The organism is Parabacteroides sp. HGS0025 (genome assembly GCF_000969845.1).
Taxonomy (GTDB): domain Bacteria; phylum Bacteroidota; class Bacteroidia; order Bacteroidales; family Tannerellaceae; genus Parabacteroides; species Parabacteroides gordonii.
This window is the reverse complement of record NZ_KQ033903.1, coordinates 174016-191434: the sequence shown is the minus strand read 5'-3', so window position 1 is coordinate 191434 and position 17419 is coordinate 174016. Positions and strand designations below refer to the sequence as shown.

Genomic DNA, 17419 nt, shown 5'->3' with positions numbered 1-17419 from the left:
TAGGGGAAAGTGTCAGAAGGGGGGATATAACGGGATAAGAACATAAAAAAAGGAGCCGCTTTTATAAGCGACTCCTTTTTGTCTTATATCAGTGTAACTGATTATTTTCCAGAAAGTTTTTCTTTCAAAGCAGCCAGTTCTTCAATGTCACCCAGTGTAGTTTTTTCTACCGGACCGGTTACCATTGCAGAAGCTTCTTCGTTTTTGTTGCGTCTTGCAGCCGGCTTTTTGTCACCTGCAGGAGCATCTTTCTTAGCACCCTTCTGTTCGTCTTCGAAAATACGGCTGTGAGAAAGGATGATACGTTTTGCTTCTTTGTTGAATTCGATTACCTTGAACTGAAGTTTTTCGTCAACTACAGCCTGAGAACCGTCTTCTTTTACCAGGTGTTTCGGAGTTGCGAAACCTTCTACACCGTAAGGCAGAGAAACTACAGCACCCTTGTCAAGTACTTCGATGATTGTTCCTTCGTGGATTGAACCTACTGTGAAGATAGTTTCAAATACATCCCAAGGATTTTCTTCCAGCTGTTTGTGGCCTAAACTCAAACGACGGTTTTCTTTGTCGATTTCCAGAACCTGAACTTCGATTTCCGCACCGATCTGAGTGAATTCACTCGGGTGTTTGATCTTCTTAGTCCAAGAAAGGTCAGAGATGTGGATCAAGCCGTCTACGCCTTCTTCGATTTCTACGAATACACCGAAGTTAGTGAAGTTACGAACTTTTGCTGTGTGGCGTGAACCAACCGGGAAACGAGATTCGATATCTTCCCATGGGTCAGCTTTCAGCTGTTTGATACCCAGAGACATCTTACGTTCGTCACGATCCAAAGTCAGGATTACTGCTTCGATTTCGTCACCAACCTTCATGAAGTCCTGAGCAGAACGCAGGTGCTGAGTCCAGCTCATTTCTGATACGTGGATCAAACCTTCTACGCCCGGAGCGATTTCGATGAATGCACCGTAGTCAGCCATAACAACCACTTTACCTTTTACTTTGTCACCAACTTTCAGGTTAGTATCCAAAGCATCCCAAGGATGCGGAGTCAATTGTTTCAAGCCAAGAGCGATACGTTTCTTTTCGTCGTCGAAATCAAGGATAACAACATTGATCTTCTGATCAAGCTGAACGATTTCTTCCGGATGAGAAACACGGCCCCAAGAAAGGTCTGTGATGTGGATCAAACCGTCTACGCCACCCAGGTCGATGAATACACCGTAAGAAGTGATGTTCTTAACAGTTCCTTCCAGAACCTGTCCTTTTTCCAGTTTAGAGATAATGTCTTTTTTCTGTGCTTCAAGCTCTGCTTCGATAAGAGCCTTGTGAGATACAACAACGTTCTTGAATTCCTGGTTGATCTTAACGATCTTGAATTCCATTGTCTTACCTACGAATACGTCATAGTCGCGGATAGGCTTAACGTCGATCTGAGAACCCGGTAAGAATGCTTCGATACCGAATACGTCAACGATCATACCGCCCTTAGTACGACATTTGATGTAACCTTTGATAATTTCGTCTTTTTCAAGAGCTTCGTTAACACGATCCCAAGAGCGTGTAGCGCGAGCTTTCTTGTGGGAAAGGATCAACTGTCCTTTTTTGTCTTCCTGGTTTTCGATGTAAACTTCTACTTCGTCACCAATTTTCAGATCCGGATTGTAACGGAATTCCGCCATTGATACAACACCGTCTGATTTGAAACCGATGTTCACTACAACTTCACGTTTGTTCATTGCAGTAACGGTTCCCATAACGACTTCCTTATCCTTTACAGTGTTCAGGGTTTCGTCATACGTTTTTACAAGGTCGTCCTTGCTTACGTCACCGTAAGATTCTCCCATTTCATAGGAGTCCCAGTTGAAATCTTCAACCGGCTGAATGTTCTTTAAATTTTCCATTCTCTAATTGTTAATACTTAAGTTTGTTTTAATTAGTAAGTTAGACATTATGTTGTCATCTCTCAAAAATCGGGGCAAAGGTAACGCTTTTTTTCTGATAGACAAGCGTTTTGCTTCGGAAAATAAGTTTTACTTCTCTTGTTTTTCTGCTTATATATAATCCCGGTCATATTCCTTGTCTGTCTGGCTCCGCCTATATGCAGGGGGCCAATTTTTTCCATCCTTGCTGATTTTTGAAACAGGCGATTGTTATAAGATGTATATAAAGCAATTGAAATTCAAAATGACTGAAGAAAAATATATTGAAATATCCTCTTCGGTGTAAATATTTATTTGTAAGTTTGCCAATCGCTGTAAGATTATATGCATGAAGACTAAAAGTCTGTTTACAAAGAGTATAAAAATAGTATGTGTAGTAGTACTTTTACTTTACGCGGTATCGGTATCTTCCCAAAACGAGAGAGGGAAAATACGGACAGACAGTTTGCGTAATGTGCTGCAAGAAGTAAAGACGCCTGAAGAAAAACTTACTGTTTTGAAAGAATTGGTATCAATTAACCGACAACAAAAAGTAGAAGTCTCTTTAGACAAGGAGCTTGTGGATATGATGAGGGTGAAAATACAGACCCTGCGTCGTGACGGGGAATTGAAAGAAGCTATTCAGGTATATAAAAATATGCTGGAAACGAATGCGGCTATTAATGATAAAGCTTTCGACCGGCAGATGACCCAGATTCGCGTCCTGAACGATTTGAACGATACCGAGAAACGAGTCCGCGAACTGAACTATCAGAATGAACAGATCGCTTCCCGGCAACGGCAACTAATTCATATTTTGGTGACGATCGGTGTACTGCTGATCCTGTTATCTCTCTTATACCGCTTGTATCTCCGTGCCCGGCGTCTGAAGAATGAATTACTGCAAGAGAAAGATTCACTGGTTGAGTCGGAAAAACAATTGCGAGTAATCAAAGAGGAGGCTGTAGAAGCAAACCGTTTGAAAACTGTTTTTATCTCGAATATCAGCCATGAAGTGCGTACGCCGCTTAATGCTATTGTCGGTTTTTCCGAATTGCTGGTCGACAATTCTTTTCAGGAAAAGGAGAAAAAAACTTTTGCCACTACGATCAAACACAGTTCAGGGTTATTGATGAACCTGATAAATGATGTTCTCGACCTGTCCCGGCTTGAGTCTGGTAATTATAGTTTTACGATCAAAGAATGGGATATAGTTGTGCTTTGCCGCGAGGTGGCAGCTTTTATGGAAAATAAAGCCAGGTCGGGTGTAAAGCTGAACAGTGTATTCCCCGTAGACTCTTTTCTTTTAAACACCGACCGGTTCCGTTTGCAGCAGTTGCTGGGACATTTGCTTTCAAATGCACTTAAGTTTACTCCGACAGGAGAGGTGAATCTGAGTTTTGAAATAGACCGGGAGAATAATACTGTCCGCTTTATCGTGTCTGATACCGGTTGTGGCGTTCCGGAAGAAATGGCCGAAAAAATATTTGAACGTTTTGAAAAACTGGATGACTTTAAGCAAGGTACGGGATTAGGGCTTACTATTTGCCGGAATATCGCCGACCGTTTTGGAGGCAGCTTGTATCTGGATACTTCTTCCGGAAAGGAAGCGAGAGGCGCCTGCTTTGTATTCATTCATCCCTGCGGTTTGGAAAATAGCAAAGATTAATCCGATAAAAGTATGAGAGTCTGCAATATATATATGAACAAATGCTTTTTGGTTACATTCATTCTGTATGTAATGTCGCAATATACTCTGTATGCACAGCCGGATTCTTTGTTGATCTCTCATAAAATCGACAGCTTGGAGTCTCTCTTGTCCGTATCTTCCGATCCCCATGTCAGGATACCGGTATTGACCAGGCTGGCAGATCTGAATAATCAGACACCTGTCGAGGTTGCATGGCTGGAACGTTGTTATGAAGAAGCTTGCCGGATCGATTCGATTCCTGCTGTTTATTTCGCACTGCTTAATCTGTCCCGTCATTATTATAATGAATACGGGCTACGGGACAGTATATTATATTGGGGAAGAAAGATCGATTCAATCAGCAAAAGCCGGAATGAATACCCCAATGCTTTGTTCGATGCGAAAAGCTATTCCTGTCAGGACTTGCTTTGGAGCGGTGAGTATGAGGCTGCCTTGAATGAAGCATTAAACGAATACCATTTGGCGAGTGAGATCGGGCATCCGTATGGTTTGGTTAGGTGTACCGAGAGTTTAGGGTTGATTTATAAACGTTTGCGTCGTGATAGTGTTGCAGTGGTCGTGTTTCAGGAGGGTATCGATATGCTGGATGATATGGATTGCTCTGAAGTAAAGAGAAGGGAGACCCGCATGAGGATGTCAGCATATCAGGCGGAATGTGCAACTAGAGTTTGTCCTTTTGAACAGGCTCTAGGTATATTTAAACGTTATGAAGCTGCTGTCGATTCCATGGCTGTGATGACTATGCGGACGGAAACATTTGCTCATATAAAAAGGGAGTATTGGTTACTTTATTCTTCTTATGCAGATTTATATATCCGTGAGGATATGCTGGCAGAAGCAAGACAAATGCTGGCAAAAGCGAACAAATATGTCGGAAATGTAGTGGTCGAGGGTGATTATGTGGAAAATACTTATCGGGCGACCCTGGCACATTATTACAGAAAAACGGGTAATCTCTCCAAGGCGGCACAACTGATGGAGGAGATATTCAAAACGGAACGTATTCCCATCGACTTGCAGTTTCAGGCGGAAGTATTGGAAGAGCAGGGGAGGTTGTCGGAAGCGCTTGTTTTATATGATGAACTGAATGATATGAGCTTACAGCGCAACAAGAAAACATTCATTCGTCAGGTAAATCTGCTCCGAGCCTTGCACGAACTGAAAAACAAGGAAGAACAAGAACACGAGATGCAGGTAAATAAGGAACGCATGGCTGAGAAACAGCGGCAAATCCTTTTCTTGTCCGTCGTCTTTATTATCTTATTGTGTCTTTTGTATGTGTTGTTACTGTATTATCAGCGTGCCCGCCGGTTAAAGAACGAGTTACTGAAGGAGAAACATTCCCTGTTGGAGTCTGAAAACAACTTGAAATGCGAGAAAGCCAAAGCCGAAGAAGCCAGCCGGATGAAAAGTGCCTTTATAGCCAATATGAGCCATGAGATACGTACGCCGTTGAATGCTATTGTCGGTTTTTCCGATTTACTGGTCGATGGTTCCGGTGACCCGGATGAGGCTGATATGTATGCTTCCGTCATAAAGAACAATACCGAGCAGTTGCTGAATCTTGTTAACGACGTACTCGACCTGTCACGCATGGAAACCGGGGATCTGAATTTTAAGTTTGATGATTATTCGTTGACGGAATGTTGCCAAAGAGCACTCGACAGTGTCCGCCACAGGATACCGGAAGGGGTAGAGCTGACCTTTACTCCGGATATTATCCCTGTTACACTTCATACTGATAAATTGCGTCTGTTGCAGATACTGACCAATCTACTCACGAACTCGGCCAAGTTCACACAAAAAGGAGAGATCAACCTGTCCTATAAAGTCGATGAAGATGGCAAACAGGTCCATATCTCTGTGACTGATACCGGTTGCGGTATCCCGAAGGAGAAGCAGGCTTCTGTCTTTCAGCGTTTTGAAAAGCTGGATGATTATAAACCCGGTGTCGGCCTGGGACTTTCTATCTGTACACTGATTGCAGACCGTTTAAATGGCACTCTTGCTATCGATCCGACCTATGAGAATGGAGCCCGCTTCATCTTTACTCATCCTTGCGGAATGCCTTCCTCAACTTGTAATCGGCAAACAGGAGAAGTAAACTAAGTATCCCGATATAGAAATAGAAACTAAGGGCGGATAGATTTATCTTCGGCCAGCTTATCTGAGGTAATTCTATATAGAAGAAAGACACGGCAGCTATTGCCAGCATCAGCAACGAGGCTGCAATCACGGCAGCCAGTCCGAACCATTCATTCCGCTTTCTTACCTTAACGGCTTCTTTGGCTATCTGCTGCATCACGTTCAGGCGAAAGGATGCGGGCAGTTCTTCTTCCGGCATCTGCCTGAAGAGGTTTTCCAGTATATCCGGGTTTTTCTTGTTACTGTCCATATTTATTGTTCCTCCATTCCTTTAATTAATACAAATAACTTTTTTCGTATACGGTGCAATTTGACCTTGGCATTAGATGCACTCAGCCCCGTTATTACGGTCAGTTCCTCGATTGTCTTTTCCTTGTGGTAAAAGAGCAGGATCAAGGCCCTTTCGTCCGGCGGCAGTTGAGCGAGGGCGATCTCCAGTTTGTCGAGTTGCTCCGATACCGACGTATGCTCCAGCATCTCGCTGATTTCTTCTTCAGATACGTTGTTGATCTGCGACTCTTCAATGGCGACAAACTCCTGCTTCTTTTTCCGTAGTTCGGAAATCGCCGTATTGTAAGCGATCCGGTAAATCCAGGTAGAGAAGCTGCAATCGCCTTTGAACGACGGCAAGTTACGAAAAACTTTCATAAATACATCCTGCGCCAGTTCTTCCGCATCCTCCTTATTCCGTACCGTCTTAAGGATTAACGAATGAACCGGACGGCTGTATTTATCGAGCAGGCAGGCGAAACAACCTGTATCTCCGGCCACAATCCTTTCTATGTAATATGCGTCGCTATACAACTCCATCCTACCTTATGGACGCAAGTTCGGTAATTAGGTTACAACTCGCAACAATAATAATATAAAAAATAGATTTCCGGCAACTAATCGGCAGGTGTCGGGATATTTTCTTTCTTTAGTTGTAACCTTTTCTGTGGCGCTGCGTCAAACTAGTAAATGAATTAGTAAAAACATTTAATACTTACTGCTATGATGGATTTTATAATGGTTCCGCTTATTGTCGGGATAGTGTGTGCCGGTATTTACGGCTTGTTCGAATTGTTCGTACGTAAAAAAGAACGATTGGCAATTATAGAGAAGATCGGGGATAAGTTGGATCCTTCCGCTGATGTAAAAATTGGTTTGCCCCGCCTATCGGCTAATTTCTCTTTTAGCTCATTGAAGGCCGGTTGCTTATTGGCTGGTGTCGGATTAGGGTTGTTGGTAGGCTTTATAATCTCTGTATCTACCACTAACTATGATTTGAAAAATTGGGGAGAGCGGGAAATGGTCAGTTCTATTTACGGAGCCTCTGTTCTGTTGTTCGGTGGTATCGGGTTGATTATTGCCTTTCTTGTAGAGATGAAGATTACAAAGGATAAGGATAAATAATGGGTTTATCAGGCAACAAAAAAGGGTGAAGTTCTAAACTTCACCCTTTTTTGTTTTATAAATAAATCTCCCCGAAGAATTCCGGACGATGGAAGTCCGGTGTAGGAACATCGATCGGATTCCAACTTACGTAATGGGGGAACTCTGTGTCGTCGGCACATTTGTAGAAGTTTCCTAAAATCTTTTCCGGTAGATTTTCCGGATCGAGTCCCATTAACTGGAAAGGAATGGCAACAACCAATTCCCAGGAGTATACGCCCATCTTCTCCGTGAATGGTTTGTTCTCCAGTGAAGAATATCTCCGGATGGATGCATATTCGTCGGAGGTCAGCGATCGTTTGATCTCCCGCGATTGTCGGCGGGCGGCATCACACGTCCCGATACAATTAAATTCAAAATTCATGTAGTTGTGATCTTCCACGGTCTTCATGAAAAACTCCACACAACTATCTGTATAAACGGGAGAACCGTCGACACCATGAAGTGCCTTTAATGAGTTGCCTTTTACAAAATAACGAATGTATAAAAAGGCATCCGAACGTGCAATGTCGAATGCCACAATCGGTTTGTAAGGGTATTTCTCCCAATTGATTACATCAATATACTCTCTGTGAGCTTTGCTTTCCAGCAAATATCCTGCGGATGATAAATCCAATACATCCAGTGTTACTAAATACGGTACTTTTAGCTTCTTCATGTTAATTATAGATTTGGAGCAACGGCAAATGGAAATATGAGGTGAGGAGAACTGACAAGACTCCTACAATAGCCAAAATAATAATGACTGTCCCTACAATCCGATTTAACAACCATATTCCTCGTACATTAAACCACTTTTTTAATTTAGCAACTATATATGTGATACCGAACCACCATAGAACGGCACCTAAACCAATACATGCGATCCCACCTAATAACATCCATACCGAATGGTCTGGCAACACAAATCCAAAGCGTGCGAACAGGCCTATATACAGAAGCACGATCAAAACGTTGCTAAAGGTAAGAAGAAAAGCTGTAATAAAATCCTGTGTGAACGATAACTTTTTTTCACGTTGCTTTTTTAAGTTTTTTACAGGATTGGTTTGGTATATATAGTAACCGAAAAGTCCCAGAACAATGCTGCCCATTAACTGAAGCGGAGCCTGGTTGGCTTCCACGAAATTAACAACGACCCCCATTCCCAGGCAAGTAAGAGCTGCATATATAACATCCGATAAGGCTGCTCCCAGACCGGTAACGAAACCGTGCCAACGTCCTTTGTTCAATGTTCTTTGTATACACAGCATACCAATCGGACCCATCGGGGCTGATACGAGTATGCCTATCACAATTCCTTTACTAATAAGTCCCAGCATTATCCTTTTATTTTCTGCCAAATTGCCACAAAGATAATGTCTATTCCCTGATAAAAAAAGGTAAAAACAAAAAAATGGTCAGGAACTTTTGCTCCCGACCATTGAATTTTAATTGAAATACATTGTCTTAACTTATTGCGGCTTTACCGTATTCTGTCGTACACCTTTCAGTATGGACTGTAGCTGATAGACAATTTCAGGACGTTTTAATGCCAGGTTTTCCTGCTCACCTACTTTTGTCATATCATACAGTTGAGGTGTCTTGGAATAGCCTGTTTCGATTTTCGGTCCCCAGGGAACCATATTCGGTCCGTCGCTGGTTTCGATATATTTCCAGTCTTTTGTACGGACTGATAAAGTATGGTCGGATGCCTGTTCGATCACCCAGGGACGTTCGCTGTTGTCTGTTCCCAATAAAGTGCCCAGATAATTGTAACTGTCGGGAGCAGCTCCTTTTGGAAGAACCGAGCCAGTCAATGCTGCCAGTGAAGCAAACCAGTCTACCTGCGACATCAAAGCGTCCGATACCTTTCCTTTTTTTATTTCTTTCGGCCAGCTTACAATTGCAGGAATGCGTGTTCCGGCTTCGAAAGCGCTGTACTTGCCGCCACGTAACGGGCCGCCCGGCTTGTGATCGCCCAGCAATTCCTCTGCCTGGTCTGCATAACCGTCATCCACAACAGGACCGTTGTCGCTTGAAAGGATGATCAGCGTATTTTCTCTTAATCCCAGTCTGTCCAGTTCATCCAGGATCTGTCCGACACTCCAGTCGAATTGCACGATAGCATCCCCTCTCAACCCCATCGGGTTTTTACCTCTGAAGCGGTCGTGCGGGAAACGGGGTACATGTACATCGTTGGTGGCGAAATACATGAAGAAAGGTTTGTCCTTGTTCGCTTTGATGAAATCGAGGGCATGTGTCGTGATGGAGTCTGCCAGGTTCTCGTCTTTCCATAAGGCTTTGCCGCCCCCTTTCATATAACCGATACGTCCGATACCGTTTACGATAGCCATGTCATGGCCGTGGCTGTGTTTCAGGTTATATAGCAGTTCCGGATGGTCTTTTCCCAGCGGTTCGCCTTCGAAAGGTTTCTCATAGCTGACTTCGATCGGTGCAGACGGGTCGTAATTAGCCACTTTACCGTTTTCGATAAATACACAAGGAACGCGGTCGGCCGTAGCAGCCATGATATAGGAATAATCGAATCCCAGATCACCTAAAGCGGCGGGCAGCGGGGCATTCCAGTCCTGTTGGGCTGTCTTGTCTCCTAGTCCCAGATGCCATTTACCCAGGGCAGCGGTTGTATAGCCTGCGTTCTTGAACATGTCGGCGATGGTATAACGTTCAGGGCGGATGATCATTCCGGCGTTACCGGCAGCGATGTCCGTACCCGGCCTGCGCCATGCATATTCTCCGGTAAGCAGGGAATAGCGGGAAGGAGTACTGGTTGCAGCCGTTGCATGTGTATTCGTAAAGCGGATACCACTGTTTGCCAGTTTGTTTACGTTAGGCGTTTGTACGCGGGTAGCTCCGTAGCATTCCAGGTCGCCGTAACCGAGGTCGTCGGCATAGATAAAGATGACATTCGGCATTTGTGGAGTAGGCTGCCCCTGTTGGGCTTTCAATAGGTTAGGGACAAACAGAGTGCCCAATCCAAGCCCGATCAATAAGTTTGATTTCATGATATTTAATATCTCAGGTGAATAATTATAAATTCAGATTACAAATATCTGCTTTTTATCTGATAAAAACAATTTACCGTTTGATAACGTCGCGGTAGCAGTGCTTTTATTGATAAAATACAAGCCCGGGAATCGAAATGGTATCGGAAGTCGCTTTTAGTATTTCCATTTTTACGAATTTCGTTTTGTGTCCATCAAAAGGAATGAACTGTTCTACCGGATTGTTAACGATGTTTCCGAAACGTCCCTGTATAACGGGGTTTCCCCAGTTTTGTCCGTCATTGCTGAAGTAGAGGGCATACTCCTCAATGTGTCCAGCATGTTCAGTTTTATCAGGGAGATATGAGAAGCCTTTCAGTATATATTCCTGGTTATTGAAATTAAAAAGAAATTTGGCCGGAAGTTTTCGTATGATTCCTTTGAAACAATCGGACTCATTATTGTCTACCAGATATTGCAGAGGCGTATCCTGTACATAGATGCCGGAAGAGCTAATGATCCAATTGTCGTCTGTCAACGCTTTCCGGTCATTTTTTCTTTCCGTTTCTTTCGGAATGGGAGCCAGATAATACATGGATATGTTACTTAAAGAAACAGATACTCTGCTATTCTGGATACGGATACGGAACTGATCGGTTTCGACCGGTTCTTTCAGCCGGATCATTTTGCGGAAACCGATGGTTGTACTGGTTGCAACTTCCTTCCATTCTCCTTCGATCAAAGCATCTATGGCAAAAGACTCTACTCTTTGCCCGTAATCACGGATGTTCTCCTGTAGTTTGATGACATTGATCGGGGCGGCAGCTTTCAGTTCGATCCTTACTTCGGCTTGTGTCACTCCGTCCGGTGTTTGCCAGGAGGTAAAAGGATCATTGTCGGTCAGGACATTTTTTTCTGAAGAGTTATCCCAACCTGAAACGGGAATGGTTTTAGCTCCCAACGCATAGTCCGTTTGCTTCATGGCTGCAATTATTTTACCGAAGTCGATCAGTCGTTTTGCATCTTTCCGGGGGATGCGGCCTGTTTTATCCGGTGAGAGGTTAGGCAGGAGGTTTGAGTTTTGACCAACGGTAGAGAAATAGCTGTTTACGAGATACTCCAATGATTTGGTCGTTTGGTCATCGTTCGGATTATAGAACCAACCTTTACGCAGTGGTAAGCCTCCCCGCGAGGGATACCATACCAGTCGTTTTTTATTCATTAATTCATCTATGCTTCCCAGGTTTTTGGCCGTCGAAGCGTGCCCTTTGATCTCTCCGCCGAACAATACATTTTCATCGTCGATCCCCTGAACGCTCCATTCCGTTTCGCGTCCCTGTCCGGCTTCGTTGCCTACCCAGCGTATGTCAGGTGCTGCACCGGATAACAATACATCCGGCTGAAGTTCGCGCGCTCTTTTAAAGATACGTTCCCAGGCAAAATTCATTTCTTTACCGCTGGTTTTGCTGTTTATGCCGGCGCCATCGAACCAGAGAAGATAGACGGGGCCATAATTCGTTAACAATTCTTCCAGCTGATGGATATAATAATCATTGTATGCCTCTGTACCATAAGTCTCTTCATGCATATCCCAGGGGGAGAGGTAGAGACAGAGTTTCATATCATATTTTTTACAGGCGTCGGCCACTTCTTTTACCATATCTCCTTGTCCGTTGCGCCAGGGAGAATGGGCTACAGTATGGTCGGTGTATTTACTGGGCCATACACAAAAACCGTCATGATGTTTAGTAACCAGGATAACGCCAGTGATCCCTGCATCTTTGAATGTCTTAACCCATTCCTCAGCATCCAGTTGATCCGGATTGAAGATAGAAGGATCTTCTTTTCCTGTCCCCCATTCCGCTCCGGTGAAAGTGTTCATCCCGATATGGATGAAACCTAACATTTCCCGCTGCTGGTAATCCAGTTGGCGGTAAGAGGGACGGACTTCGGTTGCCAGTTTGATGACATCTTCCCGGGATGCATTAGCGGGTATGGAGAAGGATTTCCCTTCTTGCTTTTGAAGAGGAGTGCCGGAAGTACATGCACTAAGTAAAAAGAATAAAGATAATAGATATAAGTAATTCATATAGCGTGTTTTAATTTGAAAACCGGAGAAAGGGGGAATTCCCTGAACTTTTCTCCGGTTTTGTTTGATTAATTATCTCAGATTAGGATTGATATCCTGTTCCGATTGTGGAATCGGCCATTTATAGTCTTGTTGGCGGAAATTCCATTTATTTACATACCAGCGGCCATAAGGATCCTGAGATCCATCCCCGTCCACTTTTTGGGCACCGGGGAATGGGGCTCCGTAGAATTTACCTTGAAGGACTTCATGCGCAACGCCCCAACGAAGCAGATCCCAGTAACGAACGCCTTCCATCGCCAATTCCACGCGACGTTCGTTGCGTAAAAGGGGACGCAGTTTATCTACATTTGTTTCCGTGATCGGAGGCATATTGACGGATGCACGTTGTCTGACTGCATTTATCGTTTTGTCGAGAAGTTCCGTTGTAATCGTTTCTCCTCCTTCCAGTTTCGCTTCCAGATAACTTAGCAATACTTCAGCATAACGGATAACAGGAATATTAGGGCCGTATGTCCCGATATTTCCGTTATAGGTTTCATCAAAGTACTTTCTCATCATAAATCCGGTCTGGGTCGTTTGTCCTCCCTGCGTTTTGTCAGGACTGTCCGAGTCGGGATGTGAGATGTATGTGCTTCCCTTGAATGTCGCACCGTCGTAGAAGATCGTATAGTCCAGGCGGGGATCTCTGTTCTCGCCCAGATTTTTAGGATTGTACAAAGGACTATCGTAGCTGAAAGGTGTACCGTCCTTGAACTGATAAGCTTCGAATAAACTTCCCAGGGGATTGATCAGACACCATCCTCTGTCTTTCACCGGGTATGCATGCTGGCATATACCGCAACCTGCCATATCGGTCAGGTACTGCATTCCGATAATAATCTCTGCGCTGTTTTTATTTGCAGGATAGAATACCGATTGATAATCCGCTTCGATAATATTCTCTCCCATGTTAATGATTTGCTCGAAGGCGGCTGCGGCTTCTTTATATTGTTTGTCTGCCAGAAGCGTTCTACCCAGGAATGCATAAGCCGCCTGTTGGGAAGCCCGGCCGGTTTCAGAAGCTTGCAGATCTTTCCAGTGGGGAAGATCAGGAATACTTTCTGTTAACTCCCGGGTAATAAAGGCAACGATTTCAGCTTTAGTCTGTTTCGTAACGACATTTGCTTCATCCTTGGTCAACACTTTAGTTACCAAAGGCACATCCTGGAAATATTGTGCCAGATAGAAGTATTGCACAGCTCTCAAAAAGCGTGCTTCTGCCTTGAAGCGGTTTACGACTCCCTCACTGGCCGGAACTTTATCGATCCCTTCCAGAAAACGGTTGCAACGGGCTATCTTTGTATATGAGTTAGACCAATAGGAGGCTATAAATGAATTGTTGGGAAGTAGAGAACCATTGACCATTTTCATGAAATTGGAATTCGTTCCTCTACGGTCATATGCATTGTCGGATGCAAATTCAAGGAATATCAATCCTCCGTAAGACCACCAGTCCATAGGGTTCATCTCGTTCGCATTGAAAGTGATGTTACCTTTATAAATACCGGTTAATGCAATCAGGGCATTTTCTTCACTGCTCCAGAAGGTTTCTTCGGAGAACTGATCCAGCGGTGTGCGTTCCAGATCGCAGGAGGTGTTCAGCAGGATAGCTGCAATGATATAATATATGATAAATTTACTACGTTTCATCTTTGTTAGAATTTGAGGTTAATACCAAATGTGTAGGTCGCAAGGATCGGGTAATAGTTTCCTTCTGTATTGATTTCAGGATCCCATCCTTCCCTGTATTTATTCCAGGTACATGGGTTTTCAGCAGTTACATATAAACGTAATCTGGATATGCCGGCCTTTTTCAGAATAGATCCGGGAAGCGTATAGCCTACCTGTACTGTTTTCAGGCGGAGATAAGATGCGTCGAGCAGCCAGAAGTCGGATACTTCCATGTTTTGTTCCTGTACGTTTCTGACAGACTGTAAACGAGGATATTTCGGATAACGTTGCGGGTTGGCCGGATCGAAGCGGCCGTCTGCCTGCCAGCGTTGGATATTCCCATCTCCGCAGAGCGCCCAACCTGAGAAACCGGAAAGCAACCCTTTTACGCCGGCTACACCTTGCAGTTGAACCTGTATGTCAAATCCTTTATATTCGGCTCCCAAGTTCAGACCGAATGTATATTTGGGAATACGGGAACCCAGATATACACGGTCGTAATTCGGATCGACCACTCCGTCGGGTTTACCGTCCGGCCCGCTGATATCTTTAAAGCGGATGTCGCCGGCCTGCGAATTCGGATTGACTTTTGTCTGGTCTGCCCATTCACCGACTTCTTTATCCGTCAGGAAGACTCCATCGGTTTTATAACCGTAATACATATCTATCGGATAGTTGATGAATAGATTGCTACCATTACCGACCATGCCATTCAGCTGTTCTACATTGCCGACACCTAAACTCATTACCTTGTTATTGATGATACTGAAATTTCCATTGATGTTGTAAGATACTTCACCTATTTGATTACGGTGTCCGATCTCAAACTCCCAACCTGTATTTTTCAGCTTACCGGTGTTCATCTCTGAGATCTTTTGTCCTAATACGCTGGATATGCTACCGCTGGGCTTATACAGAATATCATAAGTCTTGCGATAGAAATAGCTGGCATTGAAACTTAATTGTCCGTTCCAGAATACACTTTCGAAACCGGCATCCACAGTCTGTGTCTCTTCCCATTTGATCGTAGGGTCGGTGGCTGTCGTTACAGCCGCCCCCAGAGCGTAATTGTCTCCGAAAGGATAGTTCTGTCCCAGCTCAAATACGGTTTGGTAAGGATAGTTTCCGATATTCTGGTTACCCAATATACCCCATGATGCTTTTAGCTTTAAATTATTGATCCAGTCCAGATCTTCGTTTTCCTTGAAGAACGACTCTTCCGATATTCTCCAACCTGCGGCAACAGAAGGGAAGAAACCATACTTGTTATCTTTGGGAAAACGGGAAGAACCGTCGTATCTGATGGTAGACTCCAGTAAATACCTCTCATCGAAGTTGTAGCGCAGTCTTCCGAATAAAGATTGGATCGCCCAGTCGTTGCCACCGCCTGAACTTTTTTGATTATCCGGTGAACCGGCATTCAGATAAGGTAGATCGTTTCCGGGGAATTTATCGCGTTCTCCGATTAATGTCCGATAGGCTTCTTCTTCCCAGGAGTAACCGATAAGTACGCCCAGGCTATGTTTGTCTATCTGTTTACTGTAATCGGCAGTGGCCTGAAATGTTTTGTAGATCGTTTTCCGCATTTCGTGCTTTAAGGTAGATGGGCCGATTGTCTGGTTGGCCAACTGGCGGGTCGCATTATAAGTCCGTTGTTCCAGATTCTTGTAGTTAAAACCGCCGATGGCAGATAACTTCAGGTCTTTGATCGGACTGTAATCGACTCTTATTTGTGCATTTACCTTGAAATCGGGCTCTTCAAAGAATGAATTGCTGTATAATACACTTGGCGGCGTTCCTTCTGATTTACCTCCTAAGCCCAGTTCTCCGTTTGAAAGGAATGTAGGCCATAAACCTGGCATACGAACGGCGCTGGATACTATATCCAACATTTTTCCTGTCGGCTCGTTGCGGGTTGCATAGGTTCCTGCTAACCGGGTCGTGATGGTCAAGTTAGGAAGAATATCCGTGATCAGGTTTAAGCGGGTATTGTATCGTTCATAATTATTTTTCTTGATCAGACCGTCCTGATGAAGATAACCGAACGATAGCATGTACCGGTTGCTGGAAGTTCCTCCGTTCAGTGTCAGGTCATGACCGGTCTGTATACCGTTTCTGCTGAACACCTCATCCAGATAATTGGCATTGGCATAATTATCCGGATCGCTGCCGTCTCTGAATTTTTGTATTTCAGCCTGTGTATAATACTCTTTACCGTCAGCTTCGTTTAATAATGAAGCATATTCCCAGGAGTTAACGAATTTAGGTAATGCGGTTGCTTTGTTCATTCCGACATACCCGTTATAGCTAATCGATATTTTCCCTTCTTTCCCGGTTTTGGTCGTGACCAAAATAACACCGTTGGCTGCCCGGGCTCCATAAATAGCGGCTGTGGATGCATCTTTTAGGACAGAAATACTTTCTACATCTTCCGAATTGATATCATTCAGATCGCCCGGAATACCATCGATCAGAACCAAAGCGTCTGCTTTCGCGGTATTGTTTTCATCATTACTGAAAGAAGCAACCCCTCTGATACGTATTTGCCCGCTGCTGTTACCCGGTCGTCCCGAACGTTGGATAACGGTGACTCCTGCCATTTGTCCCGCCAATGCATTCGACAACATCGGGGTAGAGCGGTTGGCTAGCTTCTCACTGCTTACCTGGGCGATCGAACCGATCACATTAACCCTCTTTTCCGTACCGTATCCGACAACTACAACTTCGTCAAGAGCTTGTGTGTCTTCGGTCAGTTGGATATTGTAGACCGTGTTGTTGTTAATGGTAATCGTTTTTGACAGATAGCCGATGTAGGAAATCTGTAATTTGCTGCCTGCCGGAACATCTAAGGAGAAGCGGCCATCCAGGTCGGTAATTGTTCCTGAAGAAGTACCTTCCACTACAACATTTGCCCCGATGATCGGCAAACCGCTTCCGTCGACAATCGTTCCTGTTATCTTTTTAGGACTATTGCCGGATGATTGTTTCTTTGGTTGTTCTACAGGGACGATAATGATATGCTTGTCCTCGAACCGGAAAGAGAAACCACTGTCCTGAAGTAAATCGGTGAAAATAGAAGATAGGCTTTTATTATCAAAGTTCTTATCTACTTTCTTGTTGATATTCAGTTTAGTTTGATTGTAAGCAATGCTAAGTCCTGTCTGCTTTTCTATTTCCTCGAATGTCGTCAGTAATGTCTTGTTTTTTGCAGCAATTGATATTCGTTGGTCTTGCGCCCAGCCTATGTTGATGGTAAATAGGCACAATAGCATAAAAATTAACAATTTACGTAATTTTAAGAGCGGATATATGCTCTCCTGATAGTTTATTTTCATATTTTTGTCAATTAAATCAATGAATACTAAATTTAAGATTTCTAAGATCGATGAATGTTGTTTGTTGATTTCGGGGGTCCGGAAAAGGTGTCGCA

At 44.0% G+C, this 17419-nt stretch carries 12 protein-coding genes; 3 read left to right on the top strand and 9 right to left on the bottom strand.

Going from position 1 to position 17419, the window contains the following annotated elements; all coding sequences use genetic code 11:
• Positions 1–101: 101 nt before the first annotated feature.
• Positions 102–1898, bottom strand: a complete 1797-nt coding sequence (rpsA, locus tag HMPREF1212_RS17965) for a 30S ribosomal protein S1 (protein WP_028727709.1) — start codon at positions 1896–1898, stop codon at positions 102–104.
• Between the two features lie 367 nt (positions 1899–2265).
• On the opposite strand from rpsA, the gene HMPREF1212_RS17960 reads away from it, so the two are divergent.
• A complete protein-coding gene (locus HMPREF1212_RS17960; RefSeq protein ID WP_082099932.1) occupies positions 2266–3585 on the top strand; it encodes a sensor histidine kinase in 1320 nt (439 codons plus the stop codon).
• 33 nt (positions 3586–3618) lie between these two features.
• Entirely contained in the window at positions 3619–5736 is a 2118-nt protein-coding gene (locus HMPREF1212_RS17955; RefSeq protein WP_198293286.1) for a sensor histidine kinase, read from the top strand.
• On the opposite strand, the gene HMPREF1212_RS17950 is transcribed toward HMPREF1212_RS17955, so the two are convergent.
• A complete protein-coding gene (locus HMPREF1212_RS17950) occupies positions 5675–6022 on the bottom strand; it encodes an APC family permease (RefSeq protein WP_046150558.1) in 348 nt (115 codons plus the stop codon). The genes HMPREF1212_RS17955 and HMPREF1212_RS17950 overlap by 62 nt on opposite strands.
• A 2-nt stretch (positions 6023–6024) precedes the next feature.
• The gene (locus HMPREF1212_RS17945; protein WP_046150557.1) at positions 6025–6582 is read right to left on the bottom strand and encodes an RNA polymerase sigma factor; all 558 of its coding nucleotides are present in this window, start codon (positions 6580–6582) and stop codon (positions 6025–6027) included.
• Between the two features lie 183 nt (positions 6583–6765).
• Here HMPREF1212_RS17945 and HMPREF1212_RS17940 point away from each other — a divergent pair, with 183 nt between their 5' ends.
• The gene (locus tag HMPREF1212_RS17940; RefSeq protein WP_046150556.1) at positions 6766–7167 is read left to right on the top strand and encodes a DUF6249 domain-containing protein; all 402 of its coding nucleotides are present in this window, start codon (positions 6766–6768) and stop codon (positions 7165–7167) included.
• 55 nt (positions 7168–7222) lie between these two features.
• On the opposite strand, the gene HMPREF1212_RS17935 is transcribed toward HMPREF1212_RS17940, so the two are convergent.
• From HMPREF1212_RS17935 to HMPREF1212_RS17910, 6 genes are all read right to left on the bottom strand, one after another.
• Positions 7223–7864 (bottom strand): carbohydrate-binding family 9-like protein, encoded by a 642-nt coding sequence (locus tag HMPREF1212_RS17935; protein WP_046150555.1) that lies wholly within the window; start codon positions 7862–7864, stop codon positions 7223–7225.
• Between the two features lies 1 nt (position 7865).
• Positions 7866–8525, bottom strand: coding sequence for a LysE family translocator (locus tag HMPREF1212_RS17930; protein ID WP_028727715.1), 660 nt, complete (start codon positions 8523–8525; stop codon positions 7866–7868).
• Between the two features lie 132 nt (positions 8526–8657).
• Positions 8658–10208: a sulfatase family protein gene (locus tag HMPREF1212_RS17925; protein ID WP_046150554.1), complete on the bottom strand. Its 1551-nt coding sequence runs from the start codon at positions 10206–10208 to the stop codon at positions 8658–8660.
• 106 nt (positions 10209–10314) lie between these two features.
• Positions 10315–12276 carry an alpha-L-fucosidase gene (locus HMPREF1212_RS17920; RefSeq protein WP_046150553.1) on the bottom strand — a complete coding sequence of 654 codons (1962 nt, stop codon included), beginning with the start codon at positions 12274–12276 and terminating at the stop codon, positions 10315–10317.
• A gap of 72 nt (positions 12277–12348) precedes the next feature.
• Entirely contained in the window at positions 12349–13968 is a 1620-nt protein-coding gene (locus HMPREF1212_RS17915) for a RagB/SusD family nutrient uptake outer membrane protein (RefSeq protein ID WP_046150552.1), read from the bottom strand.
• Between the two features lie 5 nt (positions 13969–13973).
• Complete coding sequence (locus HMPREF1212_RS17910; protein ID WP_232430155.1) at positions 13974–17261, bottom strand: TonB-dependent receptor; 3288 nt, start codon at positions 17259–17261, stop codon at positions 13974–13976.
• Between the last annotated feature and the right edge of the window lie 158 nt (positions 17262–17419).

Excerpts from the sequence above, each read along its gene's own strand:
- rpsA (WP_028727709.1), bottom strand. The coding sequence starts at position 1,898 with ATGGAAAATTTAAAGAACATTCAGCCGGTTGAAGATTTCAACTGGGAC.
- HMPREF1212_RS17960 (WP_082099932.1), top strand. The coding sequence starts at position 2,266 with ATGAAGACTAAAAGTCTGTTTACAAAGAGTATAAAAATAGTATGTGTA.
- HMPREF1212_RS17955 (WP_198293286.1), top strand. The coding sequence starts at position 3,619 with ATGAACAAATGCTTTTTGGTTACATTCATTCTGTATGTAATGTCGCAA.
- HMPREF1212_RS17950 (WP_046150558.1), bottom strand. The coding sequence starts at position 6,022 with ATGGACAGTAACAAGAAAAACCCGGATATACTGGAAAACCTCTTCAGG.
- HMPREF1212_RS17945 (WP_046150557.1), bottom strand. The coding sequence starts at position 6,582 with ATGGAGTTGTATAGCGACGCATATTACATAGAAAGGATTGTGGCCGGA.
- HMPREF1212_RS17940 (WP_046150556.1), top strand. The coding sequence starts at position 6,766 with ATGATGGATTTTATAATGGTTCCGCTTATTGTCGGGATAGTGTGTGCC.
- HMPREF1212_RS17935 (WP_046150555.1), bottom strand. The coding sequence starts at position 7,864 with ATGAAGAAGCTAAAAGTACCGTATTTAGTAACACTGGATGTATTGGAT.
- HMPREF1212_RS17930 (WP_028727715.1), bottom strand. The coding sequence starts at position 8,525 with ATGCTGGGACTTATTAGTAAAGGAATTGTGATAGGCATACTCGTATCA.
- HMPREF1212_RS17925 (WP_046150554.1), bottom strand. The coding sequence starts at position 10,208 with ATGAAATCAAACTTATTGATCGGGCTTGGATTGGGCACTCTGTTTGTC.
- HMPREF1212_RS17920 (WP_046150553.1), bottom strand. The coding sequence starts at position 12,276 with ATGAATTACTTATATCTATTATCTTTATTCTTTTTACTTAGTGCATGT.
- HMPREF1212_RS17915 (WP_046150552.1), bottom strand. The coding sequence starts at position 13,968 with ATGAAACGTAGTAAATTTATCATATATTATATCATTGCAGCTATCCTG.
- HMPREF1212_RS17910 (WP_232430155.1), bottom strand. The coding sequence starts at position 17,261 with ATGCTATTGTGCCTATTTACCATCAACATAGGCTGGGCGCAAGACCAA.